Source organism: Burkholderia sp. AU19243 (genome assembly GCF_018148075.1).
In the GTDB taxonomy this organism is placed as follows: Bacteria; Pseudomonadota; Gammaproteobacteria; order Burkholderiales; family Burkholderiaceae; genus Burkholderia; species Burkholderia latens_A.
The window spans coordinates 500,080-515,556 of the sequence record NZ_JAGSTV010000002.1 but is presented as its reverse complement, the minus strand read 5'-3'; the positions used below and the strand labels follow the sequence as shown (position 1 = coordinate 515,556).

General features: G+C 70.2%; 14 protein-coding genes. 5 read left to right on the top strand and 9 right to left on the bottom strand.

The annotated features are described in order from the left end of the window. Positions 1-89: 89 nt before the first annotated feature. Together KDW55_RS05715 and KDW55_RS05710 are read left to right on the top strand one after the other, a co-directional pair. Entirely contained in the window at positions 90-764 is a 675-nt protein-coding gene (locus KDW55_RS05715; protein WP_040139693.1) for a response regulator, read from the top strand. After that, on the top strand, positions 761-2,161 hold the full coding sequence (locus tag KDW55_RS05710) for a sensor histidine kinase (protein ID WP_059546773.1): 1,401 nt from the start codon (positions 761-763) through the stop codon (positions 2,159-2,161). Before KDW55_RS05715 ends, KDW55_RS05710 begins: the two co-directional genes overlap by 4 nt. Before the next feature lie 84 nt (positions 2,162-2,245). On the opposite strand, the gene KDW55_RS05705 is transcribed toward KDW55_RS05710, so the two are convergent. From KDW55_RS05705 to KDW55_RS05670, 8 genes are all read right to left on the bottom strand, one after another. Further along, positions 2,246-3,112 (bottom strand): MOSC N-terminal beta barrel domain-containing protein, encoded by an 867-nt coding sequence (locus KDW55_RS05705; protein WP_040139695.1) that lies wholly within the window; start codon positions 3,110-3,112, stop codon positions 2,246-2,248. A 123-nt stretch (positions 3,113-3,235) separates the two neighbouring features. Further along, complete coding sequence (locus KDW55_RS05700; protein ID WP_059546775.1) at positions 3,236-4,198, bottom strand: ABC transporter substrate-binding protein; 963 nt, start codon at positions 4,196-4,198, stop codon at positions 3,236-3,238. 37 nt (positions 4,199-4,235) lie between these two features. Next, complete coding sequence (locus KDW55_RS05695) at positions 4,236-5,420, bottom strand: cytochrome c (RefSeq protein WP_212160010.1); 1,185 nt, start codon at positions 5,418-5,420, stop codon at positions 4,236-4,238. Between the two features lie 50 nt (positions 5,421-5,470). Next, a complete protein-coding gene (locus tag KDW55_RS05690) occupies positions 5,471-6,277 on the bottom strand; it encodes an ABC transporter ATP-binding protein (RefSeq protein WP_040139698.1) in 807 nt (268 codons plus the stop codon). Further along, positions 6,271-7,377: an ABC transporter permease subunit gene (locus tag KDW55_RS05685; protein ID WP_209825561.1), complete on the bottom strand. Its 1,107-nt coding sequence runs from the start codon at positions 7,375-7,377 to the stop codon at positions 6,271-6,273. Before KDW55_RS05685 ends, KDW55_RS05690 begins: the two co-directional genes overlap by 7 nt. Positions 7,378-7,381: 4 nt before the next feature. After that, a complete protein-coding gene (locus KDW55_RS05680) occupies positions 7,382-8,416 on the bottom strand; it encodes an ABC transporter substrate-binding protein (RefSeq protein ID WP_069242907.1) in 1,035 nt (344 codons plus the stop codon). A 35-nt stretch (positions 8,417-8,451) separates the two neighbouring features. Continuing rightward, the gene (locus tag KDW55_RS05675) at positions 8,452-9,297 is read right to left on the bottom strand and encodes a class II aldolase/adducin family protein (RefSeq protein ID WP_209825560.1); all 846 of its coding nucleotides are present in this window, start codon (positions 9,295-9,297) and stop codon (positions 8,452-8,454) included. Between the two features lie 20 nt (positions 9,298-9,317). Beyond that, the gene (locus KDW55_RS05670) at positions 9,318-10,403 is read right to left on the bottom strand and encodes an LLM class flavin-dependent oxidoreductase (protein WP_040139702.1); all 1,086 of its coding nucleotides are present in this window, start codon (positions 10,401-10,403) and stop codon (positions 9,318-9,320) included. Between the two features lie 223 nt (positions 10,404-10,626). On the opposite strand from KDW55_RS05670, the gene KDW55_RS05665 reads away from it, so the two are divergent. Beyond that, the gene (locus KDW55_RS05665; RefSeq protein WP_212160011.1) at positions 10,627-12,045 is read left to right on the top strand and encodes an acyl-CoA dehydrogenase family protein; all 1,419 of its coding nucleotides are present in this window, start codon (positions 10,627-10,629) and stop codon (positions 12,043-12,045) included. Positions 12,046-12,106: 61 nt separating this feature from the next. Here the strand turns inward: KDW55_RS05665 and KDW55_RS05660 are convergent, their stop codons facing one another. Further along, positions 12,107-13,030, bottom strand: a complete 924-nt coding sequence (locus KDW55_RS05660) for a LysR family transcriptional regulator (RefSeq protein WP_209825558.1) — start codon at positions 13,028-13,030, stop codon at positions 12,107-12,109. Positions 13,031-13,104: 74 nt separating this feature from the next. Between KDW55_RS05660 and KDW55_RS05655 the strand changes: the two genes are divergently transcribed. Together KDW55_RS05655 and KDW55_RS05650 are read left to right on the top strand one after the other, a co-directional pair. Beyond that, the gene (locus KDW55_RS05655; RefSeq protein WP_212160012.1) at positions 13,105-13,671 is read left to right on the top strand and encodes a cysteine dioxygenase; all 567 of its coding nucleotides are present in this window, start codon (positions 13,105-13,107) and stop codon (positions 13,669-13,671) included. Between the two features lie 148 nt (positions 13,672-13,819). Further along, positions 13,820-15,445 carry a rhodanese-related sulfurtransferase gene (locus KDW55_RS05650; RefSeq protein ID WP_069243522.1) on the top strand — a complete coding sequence of 542 codons (1,626 nt, stop codon included), beginning with the start codon at positions 13,820-13,822 and terminating at the stop codon, positions 15,443-15,445. Positions 15,446-15,477: the final 32 nt, after the last annotated feature.

The window sequence follows — 15,477 nt, the reverse complement described above, 5'->3', positions numbered from 1 at the left end:
ACGCGGATGGTAATTGCGGCGCACTTTCAGCCTGCTTTCATTTCGGTTCACAATAGCAGCCTTTGTGTCATGGATTTCCCGAGGTCCCCATGCGTGTGCTGCTCGTCGAAGACAACCCGAACCTGGCGCAGTCGTTGAACGACGCGCTGAGTGCCGCGCGTTTCGCGGTCGATCACATGGCGGACGGGGAGGCGGCGGATCACGTGCTGCGCACGCAGGACTACGCGCTGGTGATTCTCGATCTCGGGCTGCCGAAGCTCGACGGGCTCGAGGTGCTGCGGCGGCTGCGTGCGCGCCGCAATCCGGTGCCGGTGCTGATCCTCACCGCGCACGGCTCGGTCGAAGATCGCGTGAAAGGCCTCGATCTCGGCGCCGACGATTATCTTGCGAAGCCGTTCGAGCTGACCGAGCTGGAGGCGCGCGCTCGCGCGCTGATCCGGCGCAGCCTCGGCCACGAACATACGCGCGTCGAGTGCGGGCCGCTTTCGTATGACAGTATCGACCGCAGCTTCCACCTCGCCGGCGAACCGCTGCCGCTCACGCCGCGCGAGCGTTCGGTGCTCGAGGTGCTGATTCTGCGCAACGGCCGCGCGATCAACAAGGAAACGCTGTCGGAGAAAATCTTCGGGCTCGATGAGTCGGTCAACGCGGACGCGATCGAGATTTACGTGTACCGATTGCGCAAGAAGCTGGAGAACACCGGCGTCGCGATCGTCACGCTGCGCGGGCTCGGGTATCTGCTCGAAGCGAAGGCGGTCGAATGACCGTGCGCCCGAACCTGCGCACGCAAGTCGCGCTGTGGCTGCTGCTGCCGTTGCTCGGGCTGCTCGCGCTCGACTCGTGGCTCACGTACCAGCGTGCGATGAGCGCCGCGCATGTCGCGTTCGACCGCACGCTGTCGTCGTCGCTGAAGTCGATCCGCGAAGGCGTGCGGCTCAACGAGGGCGAGATCGAAGTCGACCTGCCGTATCTCGCGCTCGAAATGTTCGAGTCGGGCGACGGCGGCAAGATCTACTACCTGATTCGCGAGGACAACGGCCGCACGATCACCGGCTATCCGGACCTGCCGCTGCCGGAGGGCGACGCCGCGCTGTTCGCGACGCGCTACTACGACGTCGTCTATCGCGGCGAGCGGTTGCGCATGGGCGCGCTGCGCGTGCCGGTGCACGACGTGCCGACCGCGCAGACGCGCATCGTGTGGGTGATGGTCGGCGAGACGATCGAGGCGCGCCAGGCGCTCGCGCGCGAGATCCTGATGGGCTCGCTGCTGCAGGAAGGGCTGCTCGTCGTGCTCGCGCTCGGCATCGTGTGGCTCGGCGTCGGGCGCGGGCTGCGTCCGCTGAACCGGCTATCCGCCACGGTGGCCGCGCGCAGCGACGGCGATCCGACGCCGCTCGACACCGGCGGCATGCCGAGCGAACTCGCGCCGCTCGTCGATTCGATCAACCAGTACATCGGCCGCACGCAGCGTATGCAGGTCGCGCGGCGGCGCTTCTTCGCGGACGCCGCCCATCAACTGAAGACGCCGCTCGCGGCCGTGCAGGCCGGCGTCGAATTGGCTTTGCGGCCCGACGAGCAGCCGCGCGTGAACGTGCATCTGCGGCGCGTGAACGGCGCGGTGCGGCAGGCCGCGAAGATCGTCCAGCAACTGCTGTCGCTGTCGCGGCTCGATTCGGACAGCGGCCACGCGGTCGCGCATCAACCGGTCGCGCTGCACCGGCTCGCGCGCAGCGTGACGCTCGACTGGTCGCCGGTTGCGCGCGCGCGCGACATCGACCTCGGATTCGAGCACGAGGCCGACGTCACCGTGCTCGGGCAGCCGGACCTGCTCGGCGAAATGATCGGCAACCTCATCGACAACGCGATTCGTTACTCGGGCGATCGCGCGGTGATCACGGTGCGCGTGTCGCGCGACGGCGAGCATGCGCGGCTCGACGTGATCGACAACGGGCCCGGCGTCCCGGCCGGCGAGCGCGATGCGGTGTTCGAGCGCTTCCATCGCGGCAGCAAGACGCAGACGGTCGAAGGCACCGGGCTCGGGCTGTCGATCGTGCGGGAGATCGCGCGGGTGCATCAGGGCAGCGTGACGCTCGCCGATGCGGCCGGTGGCGGGTTGATCGTGACGGTCGTGCTGCCGATCGCGCCGGCGGCTGTGCAGTAGCGCGGCCGCTTCGGTCGGGCGCGCAAACCGCGCTGAACGGTTGCGGTAGCGGCGGCGCGAACGATGCGCCGTCCGCCGCCATGCTCAGTCGCCGAAGCCGATTTCCGCTTCGACGGATTGTCCGACTTCGAGCCACGCGCCCGCACCTTCGACGACGATTGCATTGATGCCGAACGTCAGCGCATTGTCATAGTTCGGATTCGCGCGATACGTCTGCATCGTGTCGGTCGGCTCGTGCGGCCATGCCGGATTCGGTGCGCCGGTCACCTGATCGATCGTCGGCATCGGGCAGCGCGTGCACAGCTTCACGAGACGCAGCCGCACGCGTGTCGTGCCTTCGGCGTCGAGATGTTCGACGAAATCCTCTTCATACGCGTCCAGGTCGGACACGACGATGTTCGGACGGAAGCGGTTCATCGGAATCGCCGGCGCGCCTTTCGCGACGAGCCTCGCATTCAGGTCGTCGAGCGATGCCTGGCCGATCACGAGCAGCGGATACCCATCCGCGAACTGCGTGTGCGTATCGACGTCGCCGGTCCACTTGCGGTTGCAGCCGCGGCGCGCGTCGGCACTGAAGCGCGCGAGCTTCAATGGCGTGCCGAGGAATTCGGTGAGCCACGCGGCGGTCTCGGCGCCCGTGTCGATCGCGTCGACGGTGTCGCGCCACACGGTCGCGGCCATCTTCGGCGTGGCGGGCGTCGCGTCACCGTCGAGCGGCGTGCGGATCTCCGGCATGCCCGGCGCGTTCAATACCAATGCGTCGCTGTCGAGCGCGGTGCGGATCAGCGCGAGCCGCGGGTGCGTGCGCTGCGTGATCATCATCCCGTCCGGGGTCGTGATCAGCCAGTGGCGGTCGTATGCGAGGCCCGTTTCGAGCAGTTGCGCGCGCGGCAGTGCGATGCCCGCGCAGGATTTGATCGGGTAGACGAAGAGTTCGGAGATGGCTGGCATGACGCTGGCTGACACGGACGGGATGATCGAATCGCGATTGTGCCAGATCGTGCGAAAGCCGTTTGGGCGGTTGTGCGCGGCCGGTGCGGGATCGCGCGCGGCGGCTGCGGGGGCGCCGGCGCATCACGCCAGCGGAAAGCCGAGGTCGAATGTCGTGCGCACGTCGAGCGGCTGGCGCAACAGTCCCGCCTTCAGATAGAAATCGGCGGTGCGCTGCTGCTCCGCGATCACGGTTGCATCGATCGGTTGCCAGCGCGTGCGCCGGCGCTCGAACTGCAGCTTCGCGGCGGCCGGCGGAATGCCGATGATGCGCGCGAGCGCCGCGGAATACGCATCGACGTGCCGGTACGACCACGTTTGCGCGCGCACGACGCGCTGCACGAAGTCGCGCAGCACGTCGCGCTTCGACGCAATCGCCGCGTCGGTCGCCGCCACGTAGCTGAGGCCCGACCACAGCCCGCGTCCGTTGACGAGCACGCGCGCGCGGCCGCTCGTTTCGGCGAGCGCGGTATAGGGTTCCCACGTCGCCCATGCGTCGATCGAACCGGTTGCAAGCGCAAGCATCGTGTCGGCTGGCGGCAGGAACCGGAACGACACGGCGTCCGGCGGCAGGCCGGCCGCGTCGAGCGCCTTAAGCGTGACGAAATGGCCGATCGAGCCGCGCGTGGTGCCGATGCGCTTGCCTTTCAGGTCGGCGGCATCCTTCAGCGTCGCATCGGGCCGCACGAGCAGTGCGGTGCCGTACGGGTCGGAACGGTTCGCGCCGATCACCTTGATGCGCGCGCCCGATGCGAGCGCGAAGATCACCGGCGCATCGCCGATCGGCCCGCAGTCGACGGCCGCCGCATTCAGCGCTTCGGCGAGCGGCGCCGCGGCCGGGAACTCGGTCCACGCGATGTCGTAGGCGAGGCCGTTCAGCTCGCCGGCGGCTTCGAGCAGCGCGCGCAGCCCGCCTTTCTGGTCGCCGGCCCGCAGCAGCGGGCGCGGGCCGGATTGCGCGTGCACCGCGGCCGGCGCGGCGCCGACGGTGGCGACGGCGGCGAGGGCGCTGGCTTGTGCGAGGAAGTGGCGTCGGGTCGGATTCATCGTGTCGTTCGATCGGTCGGGGATACGGTTCAAGGATTCAATGCGGCAGTCCGGCCTGCACGTCGCGCACGGGTTCGGCCTCCACGCGCAGCAGCAGCGTGGTCAGCGGATCGGCGTTCGCGGCGGCAGCCGAGGGTCGCCCGGTGGCATCGGCGCGGCACAGCAGGTCGTCGGCCGACCAGCCCGCGCTGCCCGGCAGTGCGCGCGCTCGCAACCAGCCGCGCCGGTCGGCGAGCAATTGCGTGCCGCCGAACGCTTCGGGTTGCACGCCCGCGATCGTCGCGAATGCTTGCCATGCGCCGGGCGTCGCCGAGAAGCAGTCCGCGCGTGTGCCGCCCGTCAGCAGCGGCGCGGCCGCATCGTCGGCGGCGACGAGCAGCGTCTGCCAGCGCGGGTCCTCCCGCGGCGGCGTGCCGCCCGGTGCGAGCGCGACGATGCGCACGCGCTGGCCTTCGCGCCAGTGCCCGAGCGGTTGCGGCGCGGCGTTGCCGCAGCGCACGTCGAGCGCCGGCAGCGGCACGGGCACGGGCCACGCGCCTTCCGAGCGCGCGCCGCTGCCGGCGGACAGCGCTTTCAGGTAATCGAGCACGGCCCACGTGTCGGCCGGCCCGAGCGTCGCGGCAAAGCCGGGCATCGTCGACGCGCCGCGTACGTCGCGCGTGCCGTGCTGTACGCGCCAGTACAGTTCGCCGTCGAGCCGGCGCGCGAGCAGCGTGCCGGCGAAGGTCGGCGGCCAATGCGCGAGCGTGGCCGCGAGCGGTCCTTCGCCGCGGCCGTCCGCGCCGTGGCAGGCCGCGCAATGCTGCGCATACAGGTGCGCGCCGCGCATCAGGTTCGCGACGGAAAACGGCTCGGGATTGCGCTGAAAGCTGGTGGGAACGGCCGGTGCGAGCCACAGCGACGCCGGCGGCCACGGCGCGAACCATGCAGCGGCCAGCGCGGCGATTGCCGATGCTACGCGCCACTTGCGCGACACGAGTGCGACGCAACCGAGCGCCACGGCGAGCGCGGTCACCGCGATCGCGAACGCGAGCTGCCGCGTGAGACCGGCGTCGATGCGCAGCGTTTCGAGCGCGATCCGGTGCGCCCACGGCCATGCGGCTTGCCCGTCGGCGTCGCCGGTCAAGCCGGCCGCATGCAGTGCCCGCGCGAACGCGCTCTGCGCGCGATACAGCAGTTGCAGGAACAGCAGCGCCCAATCGGCGAACGGCGGCGCATTCATCGGCGCGGCCTTTGCCGCGCACTGGCGAGCCTGCGAACGACACCGCGCATCTACCAGCTCGCATCGAGTCCGAGATGCCGCAGTGCTTCGTGGCGCAGCTCGGCGAGACGCGGATCGCCGCGATGGCGCGGGTAGGGCAGGCCGACACGCAGCTCGGCAACGATCTGCGCGGGACGCGGCCCGAACACGATCACGCGCTGCGCGAGATACAGCGCTTCCTCGACGTCGTGCGTGACGAGCAGCGCGGAAAACCCGTCGCGTTGCCACAGCGCGGTCAGTTCGGCCTGCATGGTCATTCGCGTCAGCGAATCGAGCTTGCCGAGCGGCTCGTCGAGGATCAGCAGGCGCGGATCGTTCACGAGCGCGCGGGCGAGCGCGACGCGCTGCGCCATCCCGCCCGACAGCTGATGCGGAAACACGTTCGAGAATTCCTGCAGTCCGACACGCGCGAGCGCGTCGTCGACGCGATGCCGTTCGGTACGCGCGACACCGCGCGCCTCGAGGCCGAGCGCGACGTTCGCGCGCACGCGGCGCCACGGATAGAGCGTCGGATCCTGGAACACGACGATCCTCGACGGATCGGGCCGCTCGATCGGCGCGCCGTCTTGCGCGATCGTGCCTTGCCGCGCGGCGTCGAGGCCGGCGACGAGCCGCAGCAGCGTCGATTTCCCGCAACCGCTCGGGCCGAGCAGCGCGACGAATTCGCCGGCCGCGACCGACAGCGTCACGTCGTCGAGCACCGGCAGCGGGCCGGCGGGGCCGTCGAACGCGTGGCTCACGCGGCGGATGTCGATGCGCGCGCCGCGCGCGACCGGCGGTGCCGAAACGGACGGTTCCAGAACGGCGGCGCTTACCATTTGACGGTTCCTTTCTGCCATGCGAGCACACGGTCGCGCACCGCGAACAGCAACGCGATCAGCCCGGAAAACAGCAGCGCCATCACGAGCAGCGCTGCATACATGTTCACGTACGATGCCCAGCCCTGCGCCCAGCTCAGGTACCAGCCGAGCCCCGACTTGACGCCCATCATCTCGGCAACGACGAGCACGGTAAACGACGCGCTCAACCCCATGAAGATGCCGACGAACACATGCGGCAGCGCGGCCGGAATCGCGACGCGCAGCACGAGGAAGCGCGCGTTCGCGCCGAGCGTGCGGGCGACGTCGTAGTACTGCCGGTTCACGCTCGCGACGCCCGACCACGTCAGCACCGCGACCGGGAAGCCGGTGGACAGCGCGATCAGGAACGCGGCGGCCGAGTAGCTCGTCGGAAAGAAGTAGAACGTGAGCGGCAGCAGCGCGGTGGCCGGCACGGGGCCGAGCACGCGCAGCACCGGATGCACCCAGTAGCCGATGCGGCGCGACCAGCCGATCGACACGCCGACCGCGAACCCGACCGCGACGCCGTATGCAAATCCGAGCGCGAGCAGCTTCAGCGTATTGGCGGCGCTGCCCGCGAGGCGCGGCCAGTCGTCGACATAGACTTCGATCAGCGCTTGCGGCGGCGCGAAGAACGGCGTCGGCAGCCAGCCTGTCTTCGCGGTGACGATTTCCCACGCGGCCAGCACGAGCGGAAGCGCGACGAGCCACGGGCCGGCCGCGCGCACGCGCGCAAGCCGGGCGCGCGTGGCCGGCACGCGATGGCCGACGGTCGCGGCGATCAGCAGCAGCGCGGCGGCGACCCAGGCGGCGGTGCCGAACGTGTCGGTGTACGCCCAGTCGGTGAAGCCGACGATGCGGTTCGGCCACAGATGCGTGGTCGCGCCGAGCGCCGCCCACGCGAGCGCCGCGCCGATCCCGGTCGGCCAGGTGCGCGCACGGCGCGCATCGGCCGCAAGTGTCGCGTCGCAGGCGCTGCACGCTGCACGCGGCGCAGCGGCCGCGGCGGCAGTTGCGGAGGCGGCGCCGGCCGCCGCCGAGGCGCCGCGGGCGGGGGAGGCGTGTTCGATCGTCGACATCGCGTTACCCCAGCACGTTCGCATAGACCTGCTGCGCGAAGCGCTGCGGGTCGGTGCTCTTCTTCAGCACGCTGATCCGGCGGAAATCGTCCGCATAAAACGCGATTTCCTGCTGCAGGTCGACGTTCGTCGGGTGATGCGTGTAGGTCAGCGTCGCGTACAGCTTGCGCAGATCGTCCGGATTGATTTTCGGCGAATACTTCGCGAACGCCTTCGCGGCCTCGTTCGGATTGTCGTGCGTGTATTCGGTGGCCTGCACGATCGAACGCGCGAGCGCGGCGGCGGCCGGCCGGTCGTTGCGCACCAGGTCGCCACGCGCGCCGATCACGCAGCACACCTTGCGCGCGTATTCGCCGGACAGGTTTGTCGCGAGTTCGGTGTACGCGCCGTTGCTGCGCTTTTCGAGCAGGTACAGATTCGGGTCGCCGTCGGCGATCGCCTGGATTTCGCCCTTGTCGACCGCGACGCCGAGCAGGTCGGCCGGATATTGCCGCCACGTGATGTCGCGCTCGGGATCGATGCCGTTCTTTGCGAGCAGGATCGAGAAGAAGTGCTTGCCCGGCGCGGCGAGGTCGCTGACGCCGACGGTTTTGCCCTTCAGCGCCTGCAGCGTCGTGACGCCGGCCGTTTTCGAGCCGAGCAGCCGCACGCAGCCGCCGTGCGAGCTGCCGATGATCTTCACGTCGAAGCCGGCTTCGAGCGGCTTCAGCCAGCGGTGGATCATCCCGACCGCCGCATCGGCCTTGCCGGTCGCGATCGATTCGAGCAGCTGATCGGTCGACCCGCTGTAGTTGATCAACTCGACCTTCAACCCGTTCTTTTCGAAGAAGCCGTTCTCCTGCGCGACGACGATCGGCGTCAGGCAGAACGCGTTCTGGTTCCACGCGAACGTGAGCTTCTTCAGCGGCGGGGCGGACCATGCGTTGCGGCCGAGCGTGATCGCCGGCACGGCGAGCGCGGCCGCGCCGGCCGCGCGCAGCAGCCGGCGGCGTGTGTCGTCATGCGCGCCGGTCGGCGCGAGTGCGGTGGATTCGGTCATCGTGGGGTCTCCGGTTCCGGTCGTGCGGCGGGAGCTCAGTCGAGCAGGTCGGGTTCGTCGGCGACGACACGCGCGAACAGGCTGTCGAACGCATGCAGCGCGCCTTCCGGGCCGCCGATCTGCCCGTGCGTGTGTCGTGCGGTCGCGTGGTCGATCGGTTGCGGCGTGCCGGCCGCTTCGGCCAGCAGTTGCGTGTGCGCGGCGTTGTCGAGCGCGATGTACCACCACGCGGCTGCCTCGACGGTCGGGCCGGCTGTCAGGATCCCGTGGTTCTTCAGGATCACGCCCTTGTGCGTGCTGCCGTCGGCCTTCACGAGCGCATCCGCGATCCGCGCGCCTTCGCTCGTGTCGACGACCATTCCCGTGAAGTCGTCGAACAGCGCGTGGTCCTCGTAGAACACGCATGCGTCCTGCGTCAGCGGATCGAGCGGGCGGCCGAGCGTCGACCACGCCTTGCCGTAGGTCGAATGCGTATGCGCGGCCGCGACGATATGCGGATGCGCATCGTGAATCGCCGCGTGGATCGCGAACGCGGCCTTGTTCAGCGGGCGGTTGCCGATCGCGGTCTCGCCGCGCGCGTTGACGAGCAACAGGTCGGACACCTTGATCTGCGAGAAATGCACGCCGAGCGGATTCACCCAGAAGTGATCCGGCAGCTCGGGATCGCGCGCGGTGATGTGGCCGGCGAGGCCCGACGCGAAGCCGTAGCGCGCGAACAGCCGGAACGCGGCCGCGAGCCGCTCCTGCCGGTGGCGGCGTTCGGCGGCGACATCGATGCGCGGTGCGGGCGGGTCGAACCAGAAGTGCTGGCGCGGCGTGTCGGCGAGCACGAGACCAGACGCAGTGCGTACCGGCGATGAAGAGGACGGGACGGCGGACATGGGGTGCGGCTCCGTTTGCGTCAGGCGGCGCGGCGCGCCGCGTCGCGTGCCGCGACGGCGCTGCGCACGCGCGGGATCAGTTCGCGGCCGTAGTCGATCGCGTCTTCGAGCGGATCGAAGCCGCGTATCAGGAACGTCGTCACGCCGAGGTCGTAATAGTCGAGCAGCGCATCGGCGACCTGCTCGGGCGTGCCGACCAGCGCGGTCGAATTCGAACGCGCGCCGGTGAGCTTCGCGATCTCGGTCCACAGCCGCTTGTCGACGCGCGAGCCGCGGTCCGCGGCGGCGAGCAGGCGCCGCGCGCCTTCGCTCTGCTGCGGGCCGCCGGCGCCGAGCCCGGCCGCCTCGCGCAGCCGCCGCGTTTCGTCGAGGATCCGGTGCGCGCGTGCCCACGCTTCGTCTTCGGTCGCCGCGAGGATCGGCCGGAACGACACGGAGAAGCGCACCTGCCGGCCGTGCTTCGCGGCTTCGGCGCGTACGCGCGCCGTCAGGTCGCGCACCTGGTCGAGCGATTCGCCCCACAGCGCGTAGACGTCCGCGTGCTTGCCGGCCACCTGAAGCGCGGCTTCCGATGCACCGCCGAAGTAGATCGGCACATGCGGCTGCTGCAGCGGCTTCACTTCCGAGAACCCCTGCTTGAAGCGGTAGTGCGTGCCGTCGTGATCGAACGGCTGCGCTTCGGTCCAGATGCGCCGCAGGATGCCGAGGTATTCGTCGGTGCGTGCGTAGCGCGCGTCGTGATCGAGGAAGTCGCCATCGCGCTGCTGTTCGCTGTCCGAGCCGCCGGAAATGAAATGCACGGCCAGCCGGCCGCGGCTGAACTGGTCGAGCGTCGCGATCTGCCGCGCGGCGAGCGTCGGCGCAGTGAAACCGGGGCGATGCGCGAGCATGAAGTGAATGCGCTCGGTCGCGGCGGCCGCGAACGCGATCGTCAGCGTCGCGGACGGGCCCGTCGAGTGATGCGGGACGAGGATCCGGTCGAAGCCGGCCGTTTCGTGGGCGCGGGCGAAGTCGCGCACATAGTCGGGGTCGACGACGGGGCCGGCGGGCGGATGGATTTCCGACTGCTTCTGGCTCTGGATCATGCCGATGAATTCGACGCTCATCTGGGTCTCCGATGCGAGGACGGCCCGGCACGGCCAGCGACGGCCGGCCGGGGCGGGGATGCAGCGCAGATTACCGCCGAGATCATGCGAAACGGAAATAATCAATCCGGATTTGAATATCAGATTTGCATGGTTTGGGCGGGCCGGCGGTGCGCATACGCTGTGGTCTCGCGACCGCAAGAATCTTCACCGAGCCACCCAGTGACCGAGGGAACCCGCACCGATGTCCGCCAGCCTTGCTGCTTCTTCGCCGCAGCCGCTACACCCGCCACATCCGCCACAGTCGTTGCTGCGCCGCCTGCCTGCCGACGACGCACGCGTTGCCGCGCTGCTCGAGCGTCTCGCGCCCGAGCTCGCGGCAGACGCGGCCCGTAACGACGTGGACGGCCGCTTTCCGCACGAGAACTTCGCGCGGCTGCACCGCGCGGGGCTGATCGCGCAGGTCGTGCCGCGCGAGTACGGCGGCGCGGGTGCGACGCTCGCCCAGGCGAGCCGGATCGTGGCCGCGGTCGCGCGTGCCGATCCCGCGACCGCGCTCGTGCTGACGATGACGTATCTGCAGCATCGCGCGCTCGGCCGCGCGGACAACCGCTGGCCGGAGCCGGTGCGGCGTGCGGTGTTCCGCAGCGCGGCCGAAGAGGGCGCGCTGATCAATGCGCTGCGCGTCGAGCCGGCGCTTGGCTCGCCGTCGCGCGGCGGGCTGCCGGACACGATCGCGCGCCGCGACGGCGCCGGCTGGCGGCTGTCCGGCCACAAGCTGTACAGCACCGGCATTCCGGCGCTGCGCTGGCTGGCCGTATGGGCGCGCACCGACGAGCGCGAGCCGCGCGTCGGCGTGTTCGTCGTGCGGCGCGAGCGCGATGCGGCCGATGGCGCGCACATCCGCGTGATCGAAAGCTGGAATCATCTTGGCCTGCGCGCGTCGGGCAGCCACGAGGTCGTGTTCGACGACGTGTGGCTGCCCGCCGACCACGCGGTGGACGTGCGCACGCCGGACGCGTGGGGGGTGTCGGCCGGGAGCCATCCGGACGCCGATGCGCAGGCCGATCAGCACGCGTGGATGGTCGCGCTGCTCGGCAGTCTTTACGATGCGGTGGCGCGTGCGTCGCGCGACTGGCTGCTCGATTTCGCGACGACGCGCACGCCGAGCGGCCTCGGCGCGCCGCTCGCGACGCTGCCTCGCGTGCAGGAGGCCGTCGGCGACATCGAAGGGTGGCTGCATGCGAACCGCGTGCTGCTCGACGACCACATCGCGCGCACCGATGCGGGCGACGCGCCGGCCGTGACAACGAGCGGCCTCGTCAAGCGAACCGTGACGGAGCACGCGATCCGTGCGGTCGAGCATGCATTGAAGCTGTCCGGCAATCACGGGCTGAGCCGCCACAATCCGCTGGAACGTCACTACCGCGACGTGCTGTGCAGCCGCGTGCATACGCCGCAGGACGACGCGATCGCGGTTGCCGCCGGGCGTGCGGCACTCGACGCGGCAGCTGCGGCAAGCAGCAGCACCGCGAACGCCGCCGGGCACGCGGATGCGACGTCACGCCCCGCGCCGGCGCAAACCGCAACCCCGAGCGGGGACGATACGGATACGGGCCGCACGTCTTACCACGCGCGTGGCTCCGGTCGAAACGATGCGTGAGCTCGGCTGCGTGAGTGTGAATGCCGGCGCGGCGACGCCTTCCGCGCAGCGCGCGCGCGGATCAAGCAGCCCGGTCGTGCCGGCCGGCATCCGGCGGCAGCGCGAACACGTTGCGCGCATGCGCGGCGACGGCCGCGAGCGGCGCGGCGAACCGCGCGGCATCGGGGCGGTGCAGCAGCCACAGATCGATCTGCGGTTTGAAATCGGCGAGCGGCACGATGTCGAGCGCGTCGCGCAGCGGGCTGCCTTCGAGCAGCGGCAGCGGCATCAGCCCGACGCCGAGCCCGTTTGCGACGCTCTGCAATTGCAGGTCGCGGCCGTGGGCATCGAGCGTGACGGGCATCGGCAACCCCTGCGCGTCGAGTGCGCGGCGCAGGCCGGCACGAAAGCCGCAGCCGTCCGGATTGAGCACCCAGCCGCGCGCGTGGCAGTCGGCGAGCCGGTAGCTGCGGCGCGGCCAGTCGCCCTTGCGGCCGACCGCGACGAGCCGCGTCGCGAGCAACCGCATGCCATCGACCTGCGGCGGCAGCACCATCTCGCGGGCGAGAAACACGAGTGCCGCGTCGAGTTCACGGTGCGCGATGCGGTCGACGAGCACGCCGCCCCATGCGGTCGTGACCTGCGTCGCAAGCGCCGGCCATTGCGCGGCGAGCTGCGCGATCAGGCCGGGCAGCATCGGCTCGCCGAGCCCTTGCGTGAGCCCGACGCGGAATTCGCCTTCGGGCGGCCGCTGGCCCGCCGTCAGCTCGCGCAGCGCATCGACCTCGCGAAGGATCGAGCGGCATTGCTCGAACACCCGACGGCCGATGTCGGTCGGACGCGGCGGCTTCGTGTTGCGGTCGAGCAGCGTCACGCCGAGCGCTTCCTCGAGATTCTGCACGCGCCGCGTGATCGCGGGCTGCGTCATGCCGAGCTCCGCCGCGGCCTGGCTCAGGCTCTGACAGCGGACGACCGCTGCAAAAGCGTCGATATCGCTAATTTTCATGTTTGTTCTGCATGGTATTTCGGGTGCATCATGACTATCCATCATATTCGGCATCATATTCGAGGAGACAGCCGATGAGTACGCTTTCGTTGCAGCAGACGCCGCTGCGCCCGTTCGTCGATCGCTTCGGCGCGCTGCTCGCGTCCGGCGCGAACGAGGCGCGCATCCTCGACGACGGCGGTGCGCTGCTCGCGGCGCTCGTCGCGCGCGACGACTGGCTGCCCGACGCGTTCGCGCAGCCCGATCCGGCGCGCTACCGCCAGTACCTGCTGCATCTCGACCCCGCCGAGCGGTTTTCCGTCGTCAGCTTCGTGTGGGGGCCGGGCCAGACGACGCCGGTTCATAACCACACGGTGTGGGGGCTGATCGGGATGTTGCGCGGCGGCGAGTTTTCGCAGCCGTACCGGCTCGATGCGGCCGGCATACCGGTGCCGGCCGGCGACGCGGTGCGGCTGCGTCCGGGCGACGTCGACGCGGTGTCGCCGCGTATCGGCGACATCCACCGCGTGACCAATGCGTTCGCCGATCAGGTATCGATCAGCATTCACGTGTACGGCGCGAACATCGGCAAGGTCGAGCGCGCGGTATTTCTCGACGACGGCACCGTGAAGCCGTTCGTTTCCGGCTATTCGAACGCATGACCGGCCGTGCCAGCGCCTGCCGTACTCGGCGCCCGGCATTCGGCGCCGCGCGCCGTTGACGGCGCCGCAGCCGGTGCCGGCCCGCAGCACGCACGACCGCCCCGTTTGTTTTCTTCACCGACTTTCCACCGAATCCGACAAAGACATCGTGACGCAATTCGCCGATTCCACTTCCCGTTTCCCCGTCGCGTCGTACCACGACGTACGCGCGCGTCTGCTGGCTCGCGACGAAATCGCGCTGATCGACGTGCGCGAGGAGGATCCCTATGCGCAAGGCCATCCGCTGTGGGCCGCCAACTTCCCGCTGTCGAAGCTCGAGCTTGACGCGTGGACGCGCATTCCGCGCCGCGACACGCCGATCGTCGTGTTCGGCGAAGCCGGCGGCGAGGATCTCGCGCCGCGCGCGGCCGACACGCTCGCGCGGCTCGGCTATAGCGACGTGCGGCTGCTCGACGGCGGCCTCGCGGGCTGGCGCGCCGCGGGCGGAGAGCTGTTCATCGACGTGAACGTGCCGAGCAAGTCGTTTGGCGAATGGGTGGAGGCCGAGCGCCATACGCCTTCGCTGTCCGCGCAGGAAGTGCAGGCGCTGATCGACGCGAAGGCCGACGTGGTGATCGTCGACGCGCGCCGGTTCGACGAATATCAGACGATGAACATTCCCACGTCGACGAGCGTGCCGGGCGCGGAGCTTGTGCTGCGCGCGCGCGCGCTCGCGCCGAATCCGGCCACGCAGATCGTCGTGAATTGCGCGGGCCGCACGCGCAGCATCATCGGCACGCAATCGCTGATCAACGCGGGGGTGCCGAATCCGGTCGCCGCGCTGCGCAACGGCACGATCGGCTGGACGCTCGCCGGGCAGACGCTCGAGCGCGGTGCCGCACGGCGTTTTCCGGTCGACATCGACCCCGCGCAACGCGACGACGCCCGCCGTGCGGCGCGCGCAGTGGCCGAGCGCGCGGGCGTACCGCGCATCGCGCTCGACGACCTCGCCACGCTCGACGAGCCGGGCCGCACGCTGTACCGCTTCGACGTGCGCACGCCGGAGGAATACGAGGCCGGCCATCTGCCGGGCTTCCTGAGCACGCCGGGCGGTCAGCTCGTGCAGGAGACCGACCATCACGCGGCCGTGCGCGGCGCGCGAATCGTGCTGGCCGACGACGACGGCGTGCGCGCGGACATGACCGCGTCGTGGCTCGCGCAGATGGGCTGGGACGTGCGCGTGGTCGAGCCGGCCGGCACCGCCGCGTTCACCGAGCGCGGCCAGCCGCCGCGCGACGTGCCGGCGCCGCCGCCGGTGACAGAGGTATCGCCGGCGACGCTCGCGGGCTGGTTGAAGGAAGCTGCGGCGGACGAGATCGCGATCGTCGACGTGACGGCCAGCGCGAACTACGTGAAGCGTCATATTCCGGGCGCGTGGTTCGCCGTGCGCGCGCAGTTGCGCGACGCGCTCGCGGCGATCCCGCCGGCGAAGCGCTACGTATTCACGTGCGGCTCGAGTCTGCTCGCGCGCTTCGCCGCCGCGGACGCCCGTGCGTTGCTGCCGGCGTCAGCGTCGATCTCGGTGCTGACGGGCGGCACGGCCGCGTGGATCGATGCCGGGTTGCCGCTGGAGCAGGGCGACACGCATCTGGCGTCACCGCGTATCGACCGCTACCGCCGGCCGTACGAAGGCACCGACAATGCCGCCGCCGCGATGCAGGCGTATCTCGACTGGGAATACGGGCTGGTGGACCAGCTCAAGCGCGACGGCACGCACCACTTCCGCGTGATCTGACGGGCCCGGCGCGCCGCGACATGCGCGGCGCG